Origin of the sequence: Hathewaya massiliensis (genome assembly GCF_902143515.1) — a bacterium.
Taxonomy (GTDB): Bacteria; Bacillota; Clostridia; order Clostridiales; family Clostridiaceae; genus Hathewaya; species Hathewaya massiliensis.
The window spans coordinates 258,914-281,591 of record NZ_CABFVD010000002.1; the positions used below are offsets into that span (position 1 = coordinate 258,914).

22 protein-coding genes and 1 riboswitch are annotated in these 22,678 nt (G+C 29.5%); of the genes, 15 read left to right on the forward strand and 7 right to left on the reverse strand.

Features of this window, described 5'->3' with window-relative positions; genetic code table 11:
- Positions 1–100: 100 nt before the first annotated feature.
- Together FNZ64_RS06465 and FNZ64_RS06470 are read left to right on the forward strand one after the other, a co-directional pair.
- The gene (locus tag FNZ64_RS06465; protein ID WP_142414028.1) at positions 101–1,030 is read left to right on the forward strand and encodes a CobW family GTP-binding protein; all 930 of its coding nucleotides are present in this window, start codon (positions 101–103) and stop codon (positions 1,028–1,030) included.
- Between the two features lie 77 nt (positions 1,031–1,107).
- Positions 1,108–1,773 carry a DUF4230 domain-containing protein gene (locus FNZ64_RS06470; protein WP_142414029.1) on the forward strand — a complete coding sequence of 222 codons (666 nt, stop codon included), beginning with the start codon at positions 1,108–1,110 and terminating at the stop codon, positions 1,771–1,773.
- 137 nt (positions 1,774–1,910) lie between these two features.
- Here the strand turns inward: FNZ64_RS06470 and FNZ64_RS06475 are convergent, their stop codons facing one another.
- Entirely contained in the window at positions 1,911–2,141 is a 231-nt protein-coding gene (locus FNZ64_RS06475; protein WP_142414030.1) for a hypothetical protein, read from the reverse strand.
- Positions 2,142–2,338: 197 nt separating this feature from the next.
- Here FNZ64_RS06475 and FNZ64_RS06480 point away from each other — a divergent pair, with 197 nt between their 5' ends.
- The 7 genes from FNZ64_RS06480 (at position 2,339) to FNZ64_RS06510 (ending at position 8,891) form a co-directional block, all read left to right on the forward strand.
- Complete coding sequence (locus FNZ64_RS06480) at positions 2,339–3,529, forward strand: DNA polymerase Y family protein (RefSeq protein WP_142414031.1); 1,191 nt, start codon at positions 2,339–2,341, stop codon at positions 3,527–3,529.
- A 157-nt stretch (positions 3,530–3,686) separates the two neighbouring features.
- Positions 3,687–4,739 (forward strand): [citrate (pro-3S)-lyase] ligase, encoded by a 1,053-nt coding sequence (gene citC, locus FNZ64_RS06485; RefSeq protein WP_341472627.1) that lies wholly within the window; start codon positions 3,687–3,689, stop codon positions 4,737–4,739.
- 6 nt (positions 4,740–4,745) lie between these two features.
- Entirely contained in the window at positions 4,746–5,261 is a 516-nt protein-coding gene (gene citX, locus FNZ64_RS06490; RefSeq protein WP_142414033.1) for a citrate lyase holo-[acyl-carrier protein] synthase, read from the forward strand.
- Complete coding sequence (citG, locus tag FNZ64_RS06495; protein ID WP_142414034.1) at positions 5,254–6,147, forward strand: triphosphoribosyl-dephospho-CoA synthase CitG; 894 nt, start codon at positions 5,254–5,256, stop codon at positions 6,145–6,147. The genes citX and citG overlap by 8 nt, the downstream gene beginning before the upstream one ends.
- Positions 6,140–7,453 (forward strand): tetratricopeptide repeat protein, encoded by a 1,314-nt coding sequence (locus tag FNZ64_RS06500; protein WP_142414035.1) that lies wholly within the window; start codon positions 6,140–6,142, stop codon positions 7,451–7,453. Before citG ends, FNZ64_RS06500 begins: the two co-directional genes overlap by 8 nt.
- Positions 7,454–7,696: 243 nt before the next feature.
- A complete protein-coding gene (trxA, locus tag FNZ64_RS06505) occupies positions 7,697–8,011 on the forward strand; it encodes a thioredoxin (protein ID WP_142414036.1) in 315 nt (104 codons plus the stop codon).
- A 13-nt stretch (positions 8,012–8,024) separates the two neighbouring features.
- Positions 8,025–8,891, forward strand: a complete 867-nt coding sequence (locus FNZ64_RS06510; RefSeq protein ID WP_142414037.1) for an NAD(P)/FAD-dependent oxidoreductase — start codon at positions 8,025–8,027, stop codon at positions 8,889–8,891.
- Between the two features lie 182 nt (positions 8,892–9,073).
- On the opposite strand, the gene FNZ64_RS06515 is transcribed toward FNZ64_RS06510, so the two are convergent.
- Together FNZ64_RS06515 and FNZ64_RS06520 are read right to left on the reverse strand one after the other, a co-directional pair.
- The gene (locus FNZ64_RS06515; protein ID WP_142414038.1) at positions 9,074–9,643 is read right to left on the reverse strand and encodes a cell wall hydrolase; all 570 of its coding nucleotides are present in this window, start codon (positions 9,641–9,643) and stop codon (positions 9,074–9,076) included.
- A gap of 1 nt (position 9,644) precedes the next feature.
- A riboswitch (cyclic di-AMP (ydaO/yuaA leader) is annotated at positions 9,645–9,780 on the reverse strand.
- A gap of 68 nt (positions 9,781–9,848) precedes the next feature.
- The gene (locus tag FNZ64_RS06520; protein WP_142414039.1) at positions 9,849–10,823 is read right to left on the reverse strand and encodes a hypothetical protein; all 975 of its coding nucleotides are present in this window, start codon (positions 10,821–10,823) and stop codon (positions 9,849–9,851) included.
- A gap of 217 nt (positions 10,824–11,040) precedes the next feature.
- Here FNZ64_RS06520 and cdaA point away from each other — a divergent pair, with 217 nt between their 5' ends.
- The 4 genes from cdaA to FNZ64_RS06540 all read left to right on the forward strand — a co-directional run bounded on the left by cdaA (position 11,041) and on the right by FNZ64_RS06540 (position 15,722).
- Entirely contained in the window at positions 11,041–11,898 is an 858-nt protein-coding gene (gene cdaA, locus FNZ64_RS06525) for a diadenylate cyclase CdaA (protein WP_243129213.1), read from the forward strand.
- Entirely contained in the window at positions 11,871–13,139 is a 1,269-nt protein-coding gene (locus tag FNZ64_RS06530) for a CdaR family protein (protein WP_142414040.1), read from the forward strand. The genes cdaA and FNZ64_RS06530 overlap by 28 nt, the downstream gene beginning before the upstream one ends.
- A 166-nt stretch (positions 13,140–13,305) precedes the next feature.
- A complete protein-coding gene (locus FNZ64_RS06535; protein ID WP_142414041.1) occupies positions 13,306–14,901 on the forward strand; it encodes an NAD(P)/FAD-dependent oxidoreductase in 1,596 nt (531 codons plus the stop codon).
- Positions 14,902–14,927: 26 nt separating this feature from the next.
- The gene (locus tag FNZ64_RS06540; RefSeq protein ID WP_142414042.1) at positions 14,928–15,722 is read left to right on the forward strand and encodes a YdcF family protein; all 795 of its coding nucleotides are present in this window, start codon (positions 14,928–14,930) and stop codon (positions 15,720–15,722) included.
- Between the two features lie 231 nt (positions 15,723–15,953).
- Here FNZ64_RS06540 and FNZ64_RS06545 read toward each other — a convergent pair whose 3' ends face one another.
- Both FNZ64_RS06545 and FNZ64_RS06550 read right to left on the reverse strand, forming a co-directional pair.
- Complete coding sequence (locus FNZ64_RS06545) at positions 15,954–16,457, reverse strand: hypothetical protein (protein ID WP_142414043.1); 504 nt, start codon at positions 16,455–16,457, stop codon at positions 15,954–15,956.
- Positions 16,433–17,965 (reverse strand): TrkH family potassium uptake protein, encoded by a 1,533-nt coding sequence (locus FNZ64_RS06550; RefSeq protein ID WP_142414044.1) that lies wholly within the window; start codon positions 17,963–17,965, stop codon positions 16,433–16,435. The genes FNZ64_RS06545 and FNZ64_RS06550 overlap by 25 nt, the downstream gene beginning before the upstream one ends.
- On the opposite strand from FNZ64_RS06550, the gene FNZ64_RS14655 reads away from it, so the two are divergent.
- The gene (locus tag FNZ64_RS14655; protein ID WP_185903702.1) at positions 17,960–18,109 is read left to right on the forward strand and encodes a hypothetical protein; all 150 of its coding nucleotides are present in this window, start codon (positions 17,960–17,962) and stop codon (positions 18,107–18,109) included. The two genes, FNZ64_RS06550 and FNZ64_RS14655, sit on opposite strands and share 6 nt — an antisense overlap.
- 65 nt (positions 18,110–18,174) lie before the next feature.
- Here FNZ64_RS14655 and FNZ64_RS06555 read toward each other — a convergent pair whose 3' ends face one another.
- Both FNZ64_RS06555 and FNZ64_RS06560 read right to left on the reverse strand, forming a co-directional pair.
- A complete protein-coding gene (locus FNZ64_RS06555; RefSeq protein ID WP_142414045.1) occupies positions 18,175–18,573 on the reverse strand; it encodes a potassium channel family protein in 399 nt (132 codons plus the stop codon).
- A 97-nt stretch (positions 18,574–18,670) separates the two neighbouring features.
- Positions 18,671–19,309: a potassium channel family protein gene (locus tag FNZ64_RS06560; protein ID WP_142414046.1), complete on the reverse strand. Its 639-nt coding sequence runs from the start codon at positions 19,307–19,309 to the stop codon at positions 18,671–18,673.
- 591 nt (positions 19,310–19,900) lie between these two features.
- Here FNZ64_RS06560 and FNZ64_RS06565 point away from each other — a divergent pair.
- A complete protein-coding gene (locus tag FNZ64_RS06565) occupies positions 19,901–22,525 on the forward strand; it encodes an FAD-dependent oxidoreductase (RefSeq protein ID WP_142414047.1) in 2,625 nt (874 codons plus the stop codon).
- Positions 22,526–22,678: the final 153 nt, after the last annotated feature.

Here is a 22,678-nt window from a genome sequence, read left to right on the forward strand (position 1 = left end):
TTAAAGTTTAAAATAATAAAAGGTTTGTAGTAATGTTTGTTAGAATAATAGATAGTTTTCTATTGAATATTATGATTACCTTATAAAAGGGGGAGTTTTAGTGGATAAAAAGACTAAACTTTATATTTTATCAGGATTTTTAGGTTCAGGAAAAACAACTTTTCTTTTAAAACTTTTAGAGCATTTAAAGGATAAAAAAGTTGGAGTTATAATGAATGAATTTGGGAAGATAGGTATTGATGGGCCTATAATTAAACGTGATGGTATGGAACTTATGGAGATCAATAGAGGGTCTATATTTTGTTCTTGTTTAAAGATTTCCTTTTTATCAGCTATGGTAGAGATGTCAGATAGGGAAATGGATTATTTAATTGTGGAAAGCTCAGGTCTTGCAGATCCTTCAAATATAGGTGACATATTAGATGGAATAAAGCAAGTTAAAGGAGACCTTTATGACTATAAGGGTGCTATTTGCCTTATAGATGGTACGGGATTCTTAGAACAATTAGAGGACTTAGAAACCGTAGAAAGACAATTAAAACACTGTCATTTAGCAATATTAAATAAGGTAGATTTAATAGATGAAGAGACTAAAAACAAGGTTTTAGAAAAAATAGAAGAAATAAATCCTAAGGTTAATGTAATTGAAACCTCCTTTGGAGATGTGGATTTTAAATTTTTAGAGGAAGATTTAATGAAATATGCTTGGGCTGAGGATGAAGAAACTACAAATTCTGTGGATTCAAAGCCTAAAACCTTAAGTTTAACCTATGATGGGGAAATTCAAAAAAGTAAACTTACTAATTTCTTAAATTTAATATCAAAGGATGCCTATAGAATAAAAGGATTCTGTAATTTAGAAGATGGCATAAATCAAGTTGATGTAGTAAATAGAAGAATTGATTATAAGTTAATAGATAGAAATGAAGAAAATTCCTTAGTTATAATATCTAAAATAGGACCACAAATTATAAAGCCTATATTTGCAGCATGGGAAAGTGAAGTTGGTATAGAGATGAAGCTTAGATAAAATCACTTGAAATCCTACTATCATAATTGTATACTTAACTAAAGTATAATAGATAAAGAGAGTAGGAGGTGCTAAGTATGTCTTTAGATACGAAATCAAAAAAAGAATTAGAGAATAAGGATATAGATTATAAGCCTAGTTTTAGGGACAAGCTAAGAAGAAGACCTAGATTAAATCTTACTATAACTGTTGTTTGTATAACTATAGTTGCTATACTCATATTTATAAGTGGCATGAAGGTTAATAAAATTAGCAAAGTAAATACAAGTACCATTGCAGAGAAAGTGGAAAAAATAGCTGAAATATCTACCATTAAATATAATTATTCTTCTGTAGTCGCTCTAAAGGACAGCATGAAACTAAAAGATATACCAATACCTTTTACAGGGAAATCCTTTATAGTTAAGTATAATGGATATATAAAATTTGGTACGGATTTTAAAAATAAAACTATAAATTTAAGTTCAGATAAAAAGAAAGTTACCATAACACTATCTAAGTCAAGGGTTCTAGATAATGTAGCAGATACTAAAAATCTAATGGTATATGATGAGAGATACTCTATATTTAATAGATATGGGGCAGAGGATATGATAGATGAAATTGCAAAGGAACAAAAAAGAATAGAAGAAACCTTAGTTAAAGAAGGTTATATAGAAAAAGCTAATAAAGAGGTTGAAATTCTCTTAAAAAGCATGTTATCTGAGATGGGATTTGAAGAGATAGATGTAGTATTTAAGTAAATTAATAAGTAGTCTAATTGAGGTTTTAATAAAGAATTTAATAATGATTTTAGTAAAGAGTATTAATAATGATTTTAATAAAGTGGTTGTATAGAATAACTTTAAAGTTATCTACACAACCACTATTTTAATTTAGACTAACATCTCCTATTACATAAAAGCAAAAGCAATGTTACTAAACATACAGGATTTTGTGTAAGACCATTTAAAAAGTTAGGATTACAGTTATAAGGGTTGGTGTTACAGTGGTAGTTATGTCCATAGGGTTCAATATTACATTGGTTACTATGGCAATGATCATGATGATGATTGTTACATGAACATTTACAACTACAACTGCAGCTGCAGTTATTTTTCTTGTGACTCATATATACTACCTCCTTTATAATTGGTTAAGTATATAGGAGAGATGCCCTTCTGAATCCTAAAATTTTAGTCCAAATATATTAATCCTAATAACATTATAGTTTAAGTTTGACGATGTGTGACTAAAACTTGAAACTGAACAAATGTTCGTATATAATTATATACATTGGATATAATTTAAAGAAAAGGGTTGAGTTTCATGGAGCATAAAAGATTAATTTTTCATGTTGATGTTAATTCAGCATATCTTTCTTGGTCTGCTGTGGAGAGGCTAAAGCGTGGAGATACTGTGGATTTAAGAAAGGTTCCCTCTGTAATTGGAGGAGATCCTAATAGTAGAAGAGGGGTCGTACTTGCTAAATCTGAAATGGCAAAGAAATATAATATTAAATCAGGGGAAACTTTATTTTCAGCTTTTCAAAAATGCCCTAACCTGATGGTAGAGTTACCTTCTTTTGATTTGTATAAAAGTTGCAGTAGTGCTATGGTGAGTATTTTAGAAGAATACACTCCCTTATTGGAGCGATACTCTATAGATGAGTGTTTTTTAGATTTAAGTAAAATGGAACATATGTACCCTAATTATTATGATTTAGCCTATAAAATAAAAAATAGAATACATAAAGAACTGGGTTTTACTGTTAATATTGGCATAGGGGAAAATAAACTTTTAGCTAAAATGGCTTCTGACTTTGAAAAACCAAATAAAATTCATACACTTTTCAAAAATGAAATAAAGGATAAAATGTGGCCACTTCCCATTGAAAAATTATTTATGGTAGGAAAGGTTGCAGCAAAAAAACTTAGAAATGTAAATATAAATACTATAGGAGATTTAGCTCTATGTGATATAGAATTTGTTCAGTATATACTAAAAAATAAAGGTATAACCTTGTGGGAATATGCTAGAGGAATTGAAGACTCAGAGGTAGTTAATAATGAAGATATAGAAATAAAAAGTATTAGTAATTCTACCACTACCCCCTCTGATATAAATTCTAAAGAAGAGGCTTTTAGGGTTATTCTTGCTCTTTCAGAGAATGTGGCATGGAGGATAAGAAGAGAGGAAAAAAAGGCCTTTGTAATATCTGTAAGTTTAAAAAATAAGGATTTTATATCTTCTGGTAAGCAGAGAAAATTGCAAGAACCAACTAACTGTACGGAACTTATTTTTAAGGAGGCCTGTGAGCTTTTCCAGAGGCTTTGGAAGGGAGAACCCTTAAGGCATATAGGGGTTGCCCTAACTGAACTTGAAAGTGAGGCTATAGAACAGCTCAACTTTTTTAATTATGAAGAGAAAGAGAAAAAAGAGAGTTTAGATAAAACCATGGATATAATAAGAAAAAAGTATGGAGAAGATATATTAAAAAGGTCTACATTATTAAAATAGAAATAATGAAATTCTAAAAACTTATTCATAGGTGATTACGTAATCGTCATATAGAAAAAATTGTCTAACAAAGCCTTGAAGTAAAATTATCCTTGAGTAAGTGTAGTTTTAAAAGTAAACTATACTTAGATAGAGATTTATTTTTGTAGATTTAGAGGTGATAATTTTGTATGAGTATTTCATAGAGAAAGTTAATTTAAACAATAAAGATGAGGTTTTAGAGGTTAAGGAATTTTTAATTAAATATAATCTTGATTTAGATAAAGATGTGGATTACACTTTGGTTATAAAAAAAGATAATAATATAAAAGGAACATGCTCAAAGAGTAAAAGTGTGTTAAAATGCTTTGCCATAAGCGAAGAACTTAGAGGGGAAGGTTTAAGCGAAAAGCTAATAACTAGCTTAAATGACAGGCTTTTTGAAGAGGGTATATACCATAGTTTTATTTTTACAAAGCCAGAGAATACAGCTATTTTTACAGGGCTTGGCTATACTGTGGTGGCAGAAGTGGATAAGGTAACTCTTCTTGAAAATGGAATTTATAATATAAATAAATATCTAGATAAATTAGCTACGAAGTATGATCTTAATTCTGAAAAACATAGGGCTGCCATAGTTATGAATTGTAACCCTTTTACCTTAGGACACAGATATTTAATAGAAGAAGCTTCTAAAAAGGCTGAAGAAGTTTTGGTATTTATAGTAGAAGAAGAAAAGTCCTTATTTCCTTTTAAAGTAAGGTATAATTTGGTTAAAGAGGGCGTTAAGGATCTTATCAATGTTAAAGTTATTGAAGGGGGAGAATATATAATTTCCTCAGCTACATTTCCTTCTTATTTTTTAAGAAAGGAAGATGAGGTATTAAAGGCTTATACGAAGCTAGATGGAACTATATTTGCAAAGTATTTTTGTGAAAGATTTAATATAAAAAAGAGATTTGTAGGGGATGAACCTTATTGCAAGGTTACTAGAGCTTATAATGAATCACTAAAAGAGATATTTGAAAAATATAATAGAGAGCTTATTATTATAGATAGGAAGAGTGACTCTAATAGCAAGATAAGTGCATCTAAGGTTAGAGAACTTATAAAGAATGATAAATTAGAGGAAACACGGGACATTGTACCAAAGGTTACTTTTGAATTTTTAAATAGTAGTGAAGGGAGAGAGATTGCAGAAAAGATTAAAACTAGCAATTCTCCACATTAAATTATTATGTATAGTGCAGAAGATATTTTAAATGCAAGAGAAGAAAGAGTTGAATTTCAACAGGAATTACTTCAGAAATTTAAGGAAACTTTAATAACTATGAGGGTAAATTATCCTGGTATAAATAAGGATAATTCTATTACAAGGGGCATAATTTCTATTATGAAGCATAATCTTTATGATTTATTTAAGCATAATATTATTTTCAAAAAGGAAGAGGTAAGGGCAGAAGGCCCTTTAGTGTATCTAGTTGTAAAAGGGGATTCAAGAGATATAAAAATAAAAACCATAGAATTAGAAGAAGCCCATGCTCTAGGGAGACTTTTAGACATTGATGTATATGATAAAGAGGGGAATTCTCTAAGTAGAAGTGAGCTTGGCTTTGAAAAGAGAAAGTGTTTTATTTGTAATGAGGAGGCTCATCTTTGTGTTAGAGCTAGAAAACATAAGGAAGAGCATATAAAAGATTTTATAAAAAATAAATACGAAGAATATTTACAAGTGGGGAAAGAGGATGAATAAAAATAAGGAGCATATTATAAGGAAATTAGGAGAGTTTGCAAGCGAAGCTATGCTATATGAGGTTTCAGCATACCCTAAACCTGGACTTGTAACCCCTAATTCTAAAGGTGCTCATGAGGATATGGATTATTTCACTTTTTTAAGTAGCATTTCCGCTCTAAACTTTTATATGTATAGGTTCGCAGAGGCGGGTTTTAGTCATAATAAGCCTAAAGAGATTTTCAGTAATATTAGAGTCTTAGGGGTAAAGGCAGAAAAGGCAATGATGGAGAAAACCGACAATACAAATACCCATAAGGGAATGATATTTCTAATGGGTATAAGTCTTGTAGCTACTGCTAAAACCATATATGAGGGGGGCGACTTTTCTGATATTAGGGAAACTATAAAAGATATGACAGAGGGCATAGTAGATAGGGAGTTAAAAAGTAAACACTTAGAGCATATAAAAGAGAAAAAATCTACAAAGTTAACTTATGGTGAAAAACTTTACTTTAAATATGGTATAAAAGGCATAAGAGGTGAGGTTGAGAGAGGCATTCCAGTAGTATTTGAACATGCTCTTCCTACATATAGGGGGTTAAAGGATATAGGGGAGAGAGAAAGACTTATACATACTTTAATTTGTATAATGGCCCATTGTGAGGATAGTACAGTACTTCACAGAAATACCATAGATAAACTTTATTATGTGCAGGAAAAAGCAAAATATATACTTAGTTTAGGTGGTTTTAAAAATGAACAAGGTAGAAGAGAAATAGAAAATCTAGATAGAGAATTTTGTAATATACATATAAGTCCAGGAGGATGTGCAGACCTTTTAGCAATTACTATATTTTTTAGTTTAGTATACGATTTTATGGGAGAGGGAACCTTTTATGAGTAAAGATAATGAAATTTATAAGAAAGCTTTGGATTATTATCATAATGGAGATATAGAAAAAGCTATTTCAGTTTGTGAAAGTTTAGGAGAAGAAATTGCTTTAAGTAGCAATATATTAAATTTTAAAGGCTTGTTGCATTATCTAAAAGGCGAAATGAATGATGCTAGGAAACTTTGGAATTTAAATTATGAAAAAAATAAGGATGAAATATCAAAGAAGTATCTTTTAGACAGTAAAAAGGATGAAGACTATGCAATTTTATTTATTGAAGCATTGCATCATATAAAAGAGCTTCAAATATCTAATGCCATAGAGAAGCTTGAGGTTTGCAAGGAAAAAACTAATTATAACAGTATTAATGTAAATAATGAACTTGCTAAATGTTATATGAAAAAAGGAAAATATAAAAAGGTTATGGAATGTATAGAAGTGGTTTTAAATTTAGATAAGAAGAATCCTATAGCCTTAGAAAATAGAAAGACTTTAATATCCTTAGGAATAATTAAAGATAAGAGTAACAAAAAACTATATATAGGATTATCAATTATTTTAATCCTTTTATGTGGAGGGCTATTTTATAAATTTGGTATTTTAGATAAGAATAATATTAGTAAGAAAAATGTAAACAATACAAATATGGCGAAGAAAACAGTTGAGAATGATAAAAATAAAAATGAATTAAACAAAAACCAATTAAATAATAAAGATAATAAAGTTACGGAAGATAAGTCTAAAAACAGTACAGAAGAAAAAGAAGATGAAGTAAAAAATAAAGAAGATGAGAAGAATAAAGATAAAAGTAAAGAGCAGATAGATGAAAAAAAAGTTTTTCCTTCACAAAACCTAAGAAGTGCTATAGACAATAAAGAGTATGATAAGATTTATACCATACTACAGGAATATAAGGTTGAAAATTTAAATATAAATGATAAAGTAATTTTTAATGAAGCTAAAAATCTTATGGAGAATAAGGCAGGGGAATATTATTATTTTAAGGGAAGAGATTTTGCTAAGAATAATAAATTTAATGAAGCTATAGAATGTTATAAAAAGGGAATAAACTATGGAAAAGGAATATTTCCATATGAAGATAGTCTTTACATTCTTGGAGTTTCATACAATAAGGTAGGTAATACAGAAGAGGCATTAAGAATTTATGAGAAATATTATAAGGAATATAAGGATAAGTCCTATGTAAAAAAAGGAACTTATATAAAAGATGTTATGTATTATCTTAGAGATACTTATAAGAATTTAGATGATAATAAATTTAAGGTCTATGAAGAAGAACTTAAAAAACTAGATTAATATTAGATTAAATTTCAATAGTTAAGCCTTTGAGTGTTTGACTATTAACTTAAATTTATATAGAATTTGTATAGTCAAATAAAGTAAAGTTTAATGTCTATAAGACATTTGAATAAAGAATATAATGGTTTAGCATATTAATGATTTCTAAGCTTTATATATGGAGTACCACTGCATATATAGCTTAGAATTCTATTTCTAATGATGCACTAAAAAGGTATAAATTAATATGGAGGAATGGAAATGATAGATATAAGTGGAATGAACTTTGATAAAGAGGTATTAGAAGAAGGAAACCTTGTTGTAGCTGATTTTTGGGCTTCTTGGTGTAATCCATGTAAAATGTTAGGGGTAGTCTTAGAAGAAGTATCTGAAGAAATAGGATCAAAAGTAAAATTTGTTAAAATAAATGTAGAGGAAAATCCGCAATTAGCACAAAGATTTAACGTTAAAAACTTACCTACACTTATGGTGTTTAACAAAGGTGAATTAAAAGATATGGTTACTGGATTTAAACCAAAACAGGACATTGAAAAGTTTATACAAAAGAACTTATAGGAAGAGGTAGAAAATGAATAGATACGATGTAGCTATAATTGGTAGTGGACCTGCAGGGTTAGAGGCTGCTATTAATCTTAAACGTAAGGGTAAAGATTTTATAATTTTTGGATCAGAGGAATTAAGTGAAAAATTAGTTAGAGCAAGAGAGATAAATAACTATTTAGGATTTCATAGAATAACAGGAGTAGAACTTAAAAATCATTTTAAAAATCATATAGAATCCTTAGGAATTTCAATAACTTGTGAAAGAGTAAATAATGTATACGCTATGGGTGATTATTATACTATAATTTCTGGGGATAAAACCTATGAAGCTAAGTCTATAATAGTTGCTACAGGAGCAAACTATGGTAAACCTTTAGTAAATGAAGAGAAGTTTCATGGAAAGGGTATAAGTTATTGTGCAAGTTGCGATGCTCCTTTGTATAGCGAAAGCACAGTTGCAGTAGTAGGTTATAGCAAAAGGTCTGAAGAAGAGGCTATGTATATAGCAAATATGGGAGCAAAGGTTTATTATATACCTATGTATAAAGACTTTAAAAATACTATTTCAAATAAAAATATTAAGGTAGTAAACGAAAAGGCTGTAGAAGTAAAAGGAAATGAAGTTATAGAAACCTTAGTTTTAGAGAATAGTGAACTAGAAGTTGAAGGAATCTTTATATTAAAAGAAGTTGCTGAATATGAAGCTTTAATACCGAGCATAGAATTGGAAAATGGTTTTATAAAGGTAGATAAGAATATGGAGACTAATCTTAAAGGGTGTTTTGCAGCAGGAGATTGTACAGGAAGACCTTATAGATTTATGGTAGCTGCATCTGAAGGGCTTATAGCTTCAGCAGAAGCTGTTAACTATTTAGATGAATTGGATATGTAGAAGATGTATAGAATTAATAATTACAAACTTTATTAAAATAAGCCTTATCGTAGTTAAATATGATAAGGCTTATTAGTTAAAATTATTTTTTATGTTATATTTATATTAATATACTTTTATATTTAAAGTAAAATTTATCTTAAGTTAAAGTATCCTTTTAATTTTGTAAGGTTTTTTATTTGTTAGTTAATTACAAAAAAAACGTGTCTACCAATGGATCTCTGATTTTCCTTTTTAGTATTCTTCATCCAACTACAAGTAGCTATTTGAGGATTATAAAAGAATAGAGCATTATTTGTAGGATCTACTCCTTTTAGTGCATCGAAAACTGCTGAATAGCATTCTTCAGTAGGAGTTACTTCTATGCTTCCATTCTTAACACAAGAAAAAGCTCCTCTTTGTTTTATAACTTGTTCTATGGTTTTAGGAAACTTTTTATCCCTTGCTCTATTTAAAATTACAGAAGCTACAGCTACCTTTCCATCATAAGGTTCTCCTCTGCTTTCGCCATATACAACCTTAGCCATAAGATGAATATCTTCATCTGTAACATGAAGACTTCTATGATTGTTGTTGAATACGGCCTTTGCATTATCCTTTTCATTGTATAAGATTTTTGTATCCTCAGAAGCACTTTTAGCTACAACTAAATTATCATAAGGATGATGTTGTAATCCACCCACTGTTGGTGTAGAAAATACTAAAAAACTAAGTATTAATAAAAAAGTAAAAGTTAATTTTTTGGTATTCATATTTCTCCCTTCCTTTTGCCTACGGAGTTAGCTGTCGGGTTCGGTAAAGGATAACCTTCACTATATAGTGATTCACCCCTAAATTTGGTTCCTCCGCGTTTTAACCTAAATTTAAAAAACCTTGGCGTTTACTTAGGCTATTGATATTTTAACCAAAATAAAATATTTAATACATAAATTTAAAAGTTTATTATTAAATATGTCTTTATAGATCTATCTTTAAGTTCTTATATTTACTTAAGATTTCTTCTAAGGAGGTATTAACTTTTTCATAATCTTTTTGAATGTTTTCATTTTCCATATATTCATCAGGATTATTATTTTCTATAGTTACTATAGTGTTTAAATTTTGCAAATATAGTTCATAATCTTTTAATAGAGAATGTAAAGAATCAAAGGGAGCCTTACCTTTTTCAGGTATAGAAATATCAGATAAAGAGATTTTAATGTTTGATAAATCTTCTAGGTCTTTATTTATAGAATTTAATACAGGCTCAAAGACTCTATTTCCCTCTCGTATTCGTTTTATATTTTCATCATAATTATTTTTGCTTAATAAGTCTTCAAATTTTTGTTTAGCTAATTCTAAAGAATTTTTAAATTGAAGATTCTGAGACTCTTTAACTTTTTCTTCCTTTTGTTTTTCTATGGAGGTATTTGCAAAATCCATTACCATATCTATAAAGGAATTTAAAGTAGAGGGAAATTCTATGTTAAAGGATTTATCTTTAACAAGTTCATAATTTGACTCAGTATTTTCTCTATATTTTTTTAGACTATCTATGGCCTTATCAAGACCTATATTATTTGGGTTGTTTACTATGGAAATGCACTGTTTATATATCATTATATTATTTTCTAATCCTTCCTTTAGATATTTTTGCTTATCCTTATATTTTTCAGGAGGATTTAACTTAGTAACTTCATTTTTATATTGGATTAAATTATCTATTACTTCTTTATTCATGGTTGCATTTATTTTATCCAAGTTTAAGTTTCTGTTAGCACTATAAGTATTTATATCTTCGTTTATTTTGTTTATTTTAGTTATGTAACTTTTAATAGATTTTTCATAGGAGGAATTATTTGCGCCTATAAAATAGTAATATATACAAAAGAAGAGTCCAGCTAAGGTAAGAATAACAATGGAGCTTATAACTAAAGTTTTTTTCTTTTGCAATAGGATCACACCCCTTAACATAATATTTTTAGAATAGTTTATTCGAGAATTCTGTTTATAACAATTATACATAAATATCCTTACTTTATAAAGAATAAAATGAATATTTAGGTATTACAAAGAAGTAAAATTCATAAAAATTTATACTATATAATTATTTAATAGTGTATAATTAAACTATACACTATATTAAATTAAAAGTTTTGAGGTGAAAAGGGTGGAGTATATTAATACATTTTTAAATGGATTTTTCAATACCATAGAAAATATAAGGATATCTAATATTTTGGATATTATTGTAGTTTCTATTATTTTTTATAAAACTTATAATCTCATAAAAGAAACTAGGGCAGAGCAATTATTAAAAGGTATTTTATTTGTATTTTTATTAATTCCTGTAAGTGGATTTCTTCACCTAACCACTTTAAACTGGATATTAAATGAAACTATAACAATTGGATTATTAACCATTGTAATTATATTTCAGCCTGAAATTAGAAAGGCACTTGAACACTTAGGTAGGAGTACCTTTACTGATAGGCACATTCTAGAGGATGAGGAGATAAGAAAGCACGTTATTGGAGAGATAATAGATGCTGTTGAAAATCTATCTGCCACTAAAACAGGTGCTTTAATAGTACTAGAACAACGCACAGGCCTTGGAGAGATAATGAATACAGGGACAAAAATAGATGCCATTGTTTCTTCAGCTTTACTTGAAAATATTTTTGTTGTAAACACACCACTTCATGATGGAGCTACTATTATAAGAGATGATAGGATAGTAGCATCGGGATGTTTTTTACCTTTAACAGATAATAACACTATAAATAAAAAACTAGGAACTAGGCATAGAGCTGCCATAGGGCTTTCTGAGACATCAGATGCTATAGTTATAGTGGTTTCAGAGGAAACAGGAACTATATCTATAGCTTTAAATGGGAAAATAATTAGAAATTACGACAAGGAAAGACTAAGAAATGTTCTATTGAAACTTATAGAAAATAGGCAGCCTAAGAAATTAACCTTAATGGAGAGGGTGAAGTCATGGATAAAGAAAGAAAAGGAAAATTAGTATTAAAAATTTGCTGTGTACTAGCAGCAACGGTTTTATGGCTTTATATATCAAACACCCAAAATCCTTTAATCACATATACAGTTAAAAAAGTACCAGTTGAGATTAAGAATGAAGATATACTAGCTAAAAATAAATTAACATTAGTAAAAAAGGAGCAATATTATGTGGATATTAAGATTCAAGGAAGGTCTTCTGATGTGTATAGGACAAAAGCTAGTGATTTTAAAGTAGTTGCCGATCTAAGTGGGTATATAGTGAGAAAAGGAGAGAATAAAATTCCAGTTGAAGTACAAAATATGCCTTCTAGTGTGAGCATAGTGAATAATGGTAACCTATGGGTTGAACTTGAAATAGATGAGATTATAGAGAGAACCGTTGCAGTTTCAATTAACATTAAGGGAGACAAATCTGATGATAGGTTTATAAAAGATACCATTGCAAGCCCTAAAGAGGTTAAGGTAACAGGACCTTCAAAAAATGTAAACTTAATAGATAAAGCTGTAGCTACCATAGATGTATCTAAGCTTTCAGAATCAAAAACCCTATCAGCAGAATTAGTACCTGTAAATCCATCAGGAGCTAAGGTAAATGGAGTAGAATTAGATCCACCTATAGTACATGTTTCTATAGGAGTTAATCTTACAAAAGAAGTTCCAATTCAGGTAGATACTATTGGAAATCTTGGAGATAGATTTAAGTTAGAGGGCATGGAACTATCTAAAGATAAGGTTAAAATCTTAGGGGAAGAAAAATTAGTAAGAGACATAAAATATTTAAAAACAGAAACCGTAGATTTAAGCAGTTTAACTGGGGAAACTATTAAAGAAGTCAAACTAATAATTCCTCAAGGCATAGACACTTTAGATAATATTAAAGTTATAAATGTAAAGTTAAAAGTTAAACCTAAAGAAAGCAGACCAAATGCAGGAGACGATCAGAATACTGAACAGCCTACTTCTAAAAAAATTGAGAAGGAAATCTCGGCTAAGATTAACATGATAAATATACAAGATAATATTACAGCTAATATAGATAAAGAAAAAATTAGCTTTAAAGTTTCAGGTGATGAAAATATTATAAAGAATTTAAGTGAAAATAATTTTAAAGCATATGTAGACCTTAAGAATGTAAATTCCGAAGGACAAAAAACTATGGCTGTAACTATAGAACTACCACATGGAGTTACTTTAGTATCTAAAGAATTTTCAGATGTAAAGGTAGATGCTAAAAGAAAGTAGCAGATATAAAGGTAAGTCATGGACACTAAATTAAATGATATCAAGATAAAGTGATTGATATTATAGTAGCATATATTAAAATAGAGTAATAACTACTAAAATAAAGTAATGGATATGAAAATAATTAGTAGATATTAAGAGAAAGTACTAGAAAGCGGAGGACGGTATGGCAATACAGATAAACAATATAAATTTAAGCATAGAAGAACCACTAGATGAAATAAAAAAGAGGGCAGCTAAAAAGCTTAAAATAAAAGAAGAGGATATAAAGGAAATAGGGATTTTAAAAGAATCCATTGATGCGAGAAAGAAAGATAATATTAAATTTAACTACCAGGTTTTTGTTGAATGTCTTAATGAAGATAAAATTGTAAAGAAAATAAATAGCAATGAGGTTTCTATAAGAAAGGAAACTTATGCCCCAGATTTTAAATTAGGGGATAAAAAACTTAGTACAAGACCAATAGTTGTAGGTATGGGTCCAGCAGGGTTATTTGCTGGACTTCTTATGGCTGAAAAGGGCTATAGGCCTATAATTATTGAAAGAGGAGAAGACGTAGACAATAGAAGTAATACTGTAGAAAAGTTTTGGAAAACCGGTGAATTAAATACTGAATCCAATGTTCAATTTGGAGAAGGTGGAGCAGGAACTTTTTCCGATGGAAAACTTACTACAAGAAGCAAAGATTTTAGATGTGACTATATAGTGGATCAATTTATAAAAGCAGGTGCCAAGGAAGAAATAAGATATATGGGAAAGCCTCATGTGGGAACTGATATTTTAAAGGATGTTGTAAAAAACATAAGAAATAAAATCATAAGTTTAGGTGGAGAAGTTAGATTTAATAGTAAATTAGAAGATCTTATTATAAAAGACAAGAAGATAAAAGGCATAGTGGTAAATGGAGAAAAAATCTTAAGTGAAGTAGTGGTGCTTGCCATAGGACATAGTTCAAGAGATACCTACGAAATGCTTTATAAAAATAATATATTTATGACTCCAAAGGCATTTGCTATAGGGGTTAGGGTAGAACATCCTCAAAGTCTTATAAATGAAAATCAATATGGAAAGTATGCAAATCATCCAAGACTTAGGGCAGCAGATTATAAATTAACTTATACAGATGAAGTCACAGGAAGAGGAGTTTATAGTTTCTGTATGTGTCCTGGTGGTGTGGTAGTTGCATCATCTTCAGAAGAAAATTCCTTAGTTACAAATGGTATGAGCTATTCAAAGCGAGATAAGGAAAATGCTAATGCAGCCATTGTAGTTTCTGTAGGAGAAAATGATTTTGAAGGAAGCAACCCCCTAAAAGGAATTGAATTTCAAAGACATTATGAAAAATTAGCTTATTCTTTAGGTGGAGGCTCACATGTTGCACCAATTCAGTTAGTTGGAGACTTTATAAAGGATAGACAAAGTAAGCATATAGGCTCTATTAATCCTAGTTTTACAAGAGGGTATGAGTTTAGAGAGCTAAAAAATTGTCTTCCTTCTTATGTAGTAGATTCCTTAAAACGCGGCATGATTAAATTTGATAATAAGATAAGAGGATTTGCTATGGATGATGCCATAATGACCGGAATTGAAACTAGAACATCAGCTCCACTTAGAATTGAGAGAAATGAAAATCTAGAGAGCATATCCTTAGAGGATTTATATCCTACAGGAGAGGGTGCAGGGTATGCAGGGGGAATAATTTCCGCAGCTGTAGATGGAATTAAAGTTGCTGAAAGAATAATGCAGAAGTGGATATATTAGAATGAAGTTTGATATTGGGGGAGAATATGAAAAAATTTAAGCTAAAGGGTAAAAATTTAGTCTTATTTATTTTAGGGGTTATATCCATATTTTATTTTTTAACTTTAAAATTCTTTGGACCCATTGCGTTTTCTAAGTTTTGGCTTGTTTTAGGAGTAATATTAATTATATTTTCACTTTTAAATGAAAGTAAATATAAAGAAAAACTAAAACTAAAAGAAAATTATTTATCTAGTAAGGGTGTTTTAAAAAATATGATTTTAGCTATTATTATATGCTTTCTGTCTTTATTCCTTGTTTTAGAGGGAATTATTATTTATCATGGAGAAGTGAAAAGTAATGAGCCTGTAGACATGGTTATAGTCTTAGGAGCTGGACTTAAGGGGAGAGAACTCTCTCAATCTCTATATAAGAGAATGATAACTTCCCTAGAGTATTTAAAGGATAATCCTAAGATGAATGTTATAGTATCAGGAGGACAAGGGCCAGGAGAAGATATTACAGAGGCAGAAGCCATGGAAGAGTTTTTAATAAAAAATGGTATAGATAAAGGGAGAATCATTAAAGAAGATAAATCTAGAAATACCTTTCAAAATTTTAAGTTTTCAAGAGAAAAGTTAGATAGTATGGGACAAGAACACACAAAAAAAGTTTTAATTGTAACTAATAATTTTCATATGTTTAGGTCAAAAATACTTGCAAAACGAAATGGCTTTGAAGGTTATGGACTTCCAGCAAGCCTTCATCCTTATTTAAAACCTAATTTTTATGTAAGAGAATTTTTTGCCGTTGTAAAATCCTTTATTTTTGATAGAAATTAATAGAATATAAGTTACTAAAGATATAGAAATAACATACAGTTAAATGATGTTATAAGCATTGAACGTAAAGAGTTGGTTTACTAAAGATATAGAAGTAACATATAGATAAAAATAAAAAATAGTCTCTATGATTTAATATATAAGCTAAATCATAGGGGCTATTTAATTGCTTCTTGTATTTTAAATAGAATAGTGGTTTAAGTAGTAGCCTCTTAGCAACTTAGAAAGTTATTAAGAAGCATTTACCTTTTTATAAAAGAATATTCCTATAAGTATTAAAGAAATTGAGCATAAGGCAGAAAATAAAATAATCTTATTTTTGGATATACTGTGAGTACTTTTATGTCCATGTTCAATGACTTTTAATTCTTTTACATGAAAGTCCATTTCTCCACCATGCTCAGTGCAAGCCACGTTAAATACTGCTTTAATTTCAACCATATCTCCAGTATAGTCATAGCTTCCAAAAGTTTTTATCTTATTTGCTAATTCATTGCTCATAAAAAGACCTATGGAAGTATTACCATCTGATATATTTATCCAAGTATTTTCTTTTCTTTTTAAGGCTTCACCAATAGCTTCACCATTAACTATAAACTCCTTATTGTCTAAAGTTCTACCTTTTTCAACAAGGTCATTAAAGTTAGCTATACTAGGAGTTTCTGCAAAAGTTAAGGTATAAGAAAATATTACAATACCTATTAAACCTATTAATGTCCTAAATATTTTAAGCATAATTTTTTAACTCCTCCACAAATAAATCCCATTAAAGCAAAGACTGATACAAACTCTAACCTACCTAAATACATAGCTATAATATAAAAAATTTTTAAAGCAGAAGGCATAGTAGGAGCAGTAACACCTATAGAAAGTCCAACATTACCAGTAGCTGAGGCAGATTCAAAGGCTGCACTTGATAGAGGATAGCCATAATAAGTCCCAATTAAAGTTCCAACACCAAATAATACAAGATAACAAAATGCTATAATTGCAGCACTTTTAACTAATCCATCTTCTAATACATAGTCCTTGATATTATGGAATTTAAAGACCTTAACTCTTCTTTCGGAACTTATATTAGTTTTAATATCTGCTATAATACCTTTTGCAATGACACCCAGCCTTAAACCTTTAATACCACCAGCTGTGGAACAAGCAGATCCCCCTATTAACATAACAATTACCATAATCAATATGCCAAAGTCACCATAATCTAGGGCAAACTGCCTTGCGTATATATTAGCAAAACCTGTGGTTGTATGAGCTGAAAGAAGGTTGTACACTCCACGTCTAAATATGGAGGTCGCATTTTTATAATATCCTAATTTCTGCATTCCAGTAATCAGTAAAGCAGAAAACAAAGTAGCAGTTATAAAGAAGCTCCTAGTTTCAATGTTTTTAAATATTTCTTTTTTATTTCCCTTCCACATAGCATAGTGTAGTCCAAAGTTAAATGAACCTATTATAAAGAAGATAATAGAAAGATTTTCATATAGGAAACTATGGTAATACATAAGGTTTTGCGACATAGGTCCAAAACCACCAGTACTCCAAGCAGACATAAAAATATACATTCCATGTAAGAATGCAGTAGAGGGTTTTAAACCTATTACAAGTCCAGCAATGAAAAAACAAATAGTTCCTATAATTAAATAGATAATACTTATAAGCCAAATAAGTCTTGCAGTATTTTTAGTATTAGGTAGGAGCTCTATATCCTTAGCTTCCCCTACATACATCTTATAAGCTCCATTCATGTTTTTAGCAAAGAAGCATAGTATAAGCACAATCATACCTTGTCCACCTACAAAGGTTAGTATATGTCTCCACATATTAAGGCCACGTGATAAATGATCTAGATTTTGAGTTAGTACAAGTCCTGTAGTTGTTAAACCACTCATAACATCGAAAACAGCATCTAAAAAAGAGTTACTAGTGTGACCACTTAAAAAATAAGGTATAGCACATAGAGCTGTAAGCATTGCCCAAGTTAAAGACGCTATTATTAGTCCATGTTTCCACTGAAAATTTTCATTGTGCTTTTTCCCAATTAGTATAAATAAAATACCAATTATTAAACTTATACTTAAACTTATTAAAAAGTCTATAATAACTATCCATTCCTTATAAAAAAGAGATGTTATTATGGGGAGGATCATTAAAGAAGTTGTTGCTAATATTGCATAGCCCACATAATATAAAATCGTATTTACATCATTACTCCATTCCCTTGAAATTTGCATGATTTACCACCTTATAATAAAAAATTTAGTAACAATAAGAAACCAAGAAACACAACCGTTGTAGCAAGTTCTTCAACTATTCCTAAAATCATATCTTCTCTTTTAAGCATAATTATCTTAGAAAGACCAATAATAAAAGTCTAACTAAATTTTCACCCCTTCTGCATTATTTTTATTGTACATAACTAAATAGTAATATATTGATTGCATTATAAAAATTCTTCATCAATTATCTCTGAGATTACTTCAGTACTGCACACAGTATTATCTACCCCAAGCTCCTTAAAAATCTCCTTATTTTTAGGATTATTTATTCTAGCTATGGTTTTATCTACACTAAAGGTGAGTTTTGCAACTTGACATATAACTAAGTTTTCCTCATCTTTTCCTGTTACAGCAGCAATAATTTGAGTCTCAGTTATTCCAGCATCCATTAGCACATTTATATCAGAACCATCACCACATATAATATCTCCATCAAGATCCTCTGAGATTTTAGTACATCTATCTCTATCCTCTTCAATTAAAGTTACATGAAAATCTCTATTTCTAAGAGTTTTAAATAAATAGTAACCAACTTTTCCTCCACCTACGATAATAGCTTTCATATAAATTCCCCCATATTTTAAAATTTTAACATATGATTTTCTTTAAGAGTATTCTTTTACATGGTGCTTACATCATGATTCTAAATAATTTAATATTTTATAATTTAACATAGTTTAAACGTTCACTATTTTCCTTATTAATTGTGCAGATAATTTTATCGTTGATTTCTAAGCATTCTATATTTGATGGGGAAATAGCATCTCCTTTTCTTATTACTGCAGAGATTATACAATTAAATTCTTCCTCAATTTCTTCTAATTTTGAGTATTTTAAGTTTACAATGGGTATTTCAATGATATAGGAATCCTTGTCTATAAAGCATAGAGTTCTAAAACCACTGTTTAATATTTTATTTTTACTTACATTTATAAATAATTCCGTAGCACTAATAGTTTCTATACCAAGTTTTTTATATATAAACTCTTTACTTGGTTCATAAACCCTTGAAAATACCTCTGGTACCTTAAAAATATTTTTAGCAATTTGAGTTGCCATTAAGTTTATATTATCATCCTTAGTTAAAGCTAGAAAAACATCAGCCATTTCAATGCCTGCGCTAATTAATATATCCTTGTCAATTTCAACTCCATTTACTCTTTGTCCATTAAATCCAAGACCAAGCCTCTTAAGACTTTCCTCATTACTATCAATTACAGAAACGTCATGACCTTCATTTGAGAGTTCCAAGGCAAGTCCACTACCTATACGTCCACAGCCGATAATTACAATATACATAAATTGCCCCCTTCTAAATTAATTAAAAACTTTAAAATAAAGAATATCTTTAACTTATTAGCTTAAAATAAATAAAGATATTTAATTTACTATTTTAAAATAAATAATATCTTCAATTTATTATCTTAAATTAAAGATATTTCATATATTTGTATGATTTTAGTATAAGTTTTTGACATACGAATATTTTACCACGGGGTATCTGTTTTGAAAATTTCAACCAACTGCTAAAAAGCTTACTTTATTATGTATAAACTATAAATGCAGAAAAGGAATGCCATTAATCTTATCCTTCATTTAATTTCCTTCATTTTCATTTGAGTTTCTAATTTTAAATGTTAAATAAGATTTAACATTTGAAAGTGTTGAATATAAAGGTTTAAACCTATTTTCTTATATAATTAAAGTTACTTTTTTTACAGTTAAATATAACTTTAAGCATAATCATCGGATAAACTATTTGAAAATATAGAATTTACTTATTGTACTTATAAATTTATATGATATAATTATTGTTATAATAATAACGATTATTATTTAATAAGAATTTGTAACCAATGGAAAATTATTGTGAATAGGGAGAGGTTATATATGAAAGCGTACGAAATAAAGAAAGATGTTTATTGGTGCGGTGCTTTAGATCCTAATTTGAGAATTTTCGATATTATAATGTATACCCCTTTTGGAACAACATATAATTCATATGTAATAAAGGGGAAAAATAAAACTGCTATTGTTGAAACTGTAAAAGAGAAATTTTTTGATGAATATTTAGAAAGATTAGAATCCATAAATTTAGACCTTAAAGATGTAGACTATATTATATTAAACCATACAGAACCTGACCATGCAGGCTCGCTTGCTAAACTGTTAAAACTTTCACCTAAGGCTAAGGTTGTAGCTTCAGCTACTGCCATAAGTTTCTTAAAGGATATAACAAACATAGAGTTTGATTATATTGAGGCAGTTGAAGGGGAGAGTTTAGATTTAGGAGGAAAAACCTTAGATTTTATATCGGCTCCATTTTTGCATTGGCCAGACTCAATGTATACTTATTTAAAAGAAGACAATGTGCTATTTACCTGTGACTCTTTTGGCTGTCACTATTGCAATTCTGATATATTTGATGACTACAATGAGAGTGAGAAAGATTATAGGGAAGCCTTAAAATATTATTTTGATAATATAATGGGTCCTTTTAAGCCACATGTTTTAAAAGCTATAGATAAAATTAAAGATTTAAAAATTGATGCTATATGCAATGGACATGGTCCTGTTTTAAGAAAGAATCCTTGGGATATAGTAGAACAGTACAAGGTCTGGAGCACACCAGAGAAACTTTCTAAAGATGAACTTAACGTTGCATTATGTTATGTATCAGCTTATGGATATACAGAAACCATGACTAAAAAGATTATTGAGGGCGTAGAAGCTAATTCCGATGTAAAGGTATATGCTTATGACCTTGTTAAAGACGACATGAATCAGGTTTTAGATAAAATAAATAATTCAAAGGGAGTTTTATTTGGTACACCTACTATAAATGGTGATGCCCTAAAACCAATATGGGATATTTTAATAAATTTAAATCCAATAGTTCATGGAGACATGGTTGCAGGAAGTTACGGTTCTTATGGCTGGAGTGGAGAAGGTCCGGACAATATAACAGAAAGATTAAATCAACTTAGAATGGATGTTGTAGACCCTCTTAAAATAAAATTTAAGCCTTCTGAAGAAGATTTAAAAGCAGCCTTTAACTATGGAGAAGCCTTTGGTAAGAGATTAAAAGCTAAATTCCTAAGAGGAGCTTCAGATTCTTCAATTAGAAGAAAGAGATTCTGGAAATGTCTTGTTTGTGGTGAGATATTTGAAGGAGAAGCACCACCAAAGATATGTCCAGCATGTGGTGTTGGAGAGGAGCATTTTGTTGAAGTTATAGAAGAAGTAATAGATTATTCTTCAGATAAAAACGAAAAAATGGTTATAATCGGAAACGGTGTTGCAGGATATTATGCAGCTGATGCCATAAGGAAAAGGAATAAGGTATGTAGTATAACCATGATATCAACGGAAGAAGCCTTAACCTACTATAGACCAGCACTTTCAGAGCTTATAGGAGATGCAAAACCAGATGAAAACTTCTTCTTATCAAAAGAAGATTGGTATAGAGAGAATAATATAGAGTTAAAACTAGGTGTTACAGTAAAAGATGTAATTACAAATCAGAAGAAATTAGTTTTACAAGATGGCACAGAAATTTCCTATGATAAACTTATACTTGCAAATGGAAGTAGAAACTTTATTCCACCAATACAAGGTTATGATAAGGAAGGTGTATTTACACTTAGAAACATAAAAGATCTAGAAGATATTAAAAAACACCTTAAAAAATCTAAAAAAACTATAGTAATCGGTGGAGGACTTCTAGGACTTGAAGCAGCATGGGCTATGAAAGAAATGAGTGCTGAGGAAGCTGGGAATACCTATTTCCGCACAGTTGGAAACCATGTATATGTAGAGAAAAAAGGTATGGATGTAACTGTAATAGAAGCAGCAGGACATCTTTTAAGTAGACAGCTAGATGAAGAGGGCGCTGCACTTTTCAATAAATCCATAGAAGAGAGTAACCTTGAAGTATTAACAGGAGCTCAAGTTTCAGAAATTATTGGAGATCACAAAGTAAAAGGCGTTAGACTAAAGAGTGGGGAAGAAATAGAAGCAGACATGATACTATTCTCCATAGGAATTAGATCTAATATAGAATTATTTAAGGATACGGATATTTCTTTAAATAGAGGAGTAGTTGTAAATAACAAAATGGAAACTACAGTGCAAGACGTTTATGCTTGTGGAGATGTTGCAGAATTAAATGGAAGAGTATATGGAAACTGGCCAGCTTCTATTGAAATGGCAATGGTTGCAGGAGCAAATGCTGTTGGAGATCATAGACAATTTGAAAACTATGTAGATGTAATTTCATTTAACGCTATAAACACAGAACTTTTAAGCTGTGGCTCTATTCCAGAAGAACCATCAGGAGTAATTTCAATGAGTAACAAAGAAAAAGGAATTTACAAGAAGTTCTTCTTCAAAGATGATGTACTTGTAGCAGCCATATTAATAGGAGACACTAGTGATAGTGTAAAAGTAATAAACGGAGTTAAAAATAAAGAAGACTTTAGTAGCTTTTCAAGTAAAATAAAATTTAAGGCGTAGGAAGTTTTGAAATTTTTGCATAATGTAAAATAAAACTTTAGAAAAATCCAGATTGTAAAGGATAAATATTGAATTTATTTTGTATAAGACATAGAAATAGTCACTAGTGTTTAATTAATGGATTGAAAATCCTATTGACAATAATAACTTGTA

Bases quoted from the DNA above. Each gene is read 5' to 3' on its own strand.
- FNZ64_RS06555 (WP_142414045.1), bottom strand. From the start codon at position 18,573: ATGAAAGCTATTATCGTAGGTGGAGGAAAAGTTGGTTACTATTTATTT.
- citX (WP_142414033.1), top strand. From the start codon at position 4,746: ATGTATAGTGCAGAAGATATTTTAAATGCAAGAGAAGAAAGAGTTGAA.
- citG (WP_142414034.1), top strand. From the start codon at position 5,254: ATGAATAAAAATAAGGAGCATATTATAAGGAAATTAGGAGAGTTTGCA.
- FNZ64_RS06535 (WP_142414041.1), top strand. From the start codon at position 13,306: ATGGCAATACAGATAAACAATATAAATTTAAGCATAGAAGAACCACTA.
- FNZ64_RS06560 (WP_142414046.1), bottom strand. From the start codon at position 19,309: ATGTATATTGTAATTATCGGCTGTGGACGTATAGGTAGTGGACTTGCC.
- FNZ64_RS06475 (WP_142414030.1), bottom strand. From the start codon at position 2,141: ATGAGTCACAAGAAAAATAACTGCAGCTGCAGTTGTAGTTGTAAATGT.
- FNZ64_RS06470 (WP_142414029.1), top strand. From the start codon at position 1,108: ATGTCTTTAGATACGAAATCAAAAAAAGAATTAGAGAATAAGGATATA.
- FNZ64_RS06530 (WP_142414040.1), top strand. From the start codon at position 11,871: ATGGATAAAGAAAGAAAAGGAAAATTAGTATTAAAAATTTGCTGTGTA.
- FNZ64_RS06550 (WP_142414044.1), bottom strand. From the start codon at position 17,965: ATGCAAATTTCAAGGGAATGGAGTAATGATGTAAATACGATTTTATAT.
- FNZ64_RS06565 (WP_142414047.1), top strand. From the start codon at position 19,901: ATGAAAGCGTACGAAATAAAGAAAGATGTTTATTGGTGCGGTGCTTTA.
- FNZ64_RS06480 (WP_142414031.1), top strand. From the start codon at position 2,339: ATGGAGCATAAAAGATTAATTTTTCATGTTGATGTTAATTCAGCATAT.
- FNZ64_RS06540 (WP_142414042.1), top strand. From the start codon at position 14,928: ATGAAAAAATTTAAGCTAAAGGGTAAAAATTTAGTCTTATTTATTTTA.
- FNZ64_RS06515 (WP_142414038.1), bottom strand. From the start codon at position 9,643: ATGAATACCAAAAAATTAACTTTTACTTTTTTATTAATACTTAGTTTT.
- FNZ64_RS06545 (WP_142414043.1), bottom strand. From the start codon at position 16,457: ATGCTTAAAATATTTAGGACATTAATAGGTTTAATAGGTATTGTAATA.
- FNZ64_RS06500 (WP_142414035.1), top strand. From the start codon at position 6,140: ATGAGTAAAGATAATGAAATTTATAAGAAAGCTTTGGATTATTATCAT.
- FNZ64_RS06510 (WP_142414037.1), top strand. From the start codon at position 8,025: ATGAATAGATACGATGTAGCTATAATTGGTAGTGGACCTGCAGGGTTA.
- trxA (WP_142414036.1), top strand. From the start codon at position 7,697: ATGATAGATATAAGTGGAATGAACTTTGATAAAGAGGTATTAGAAGAA.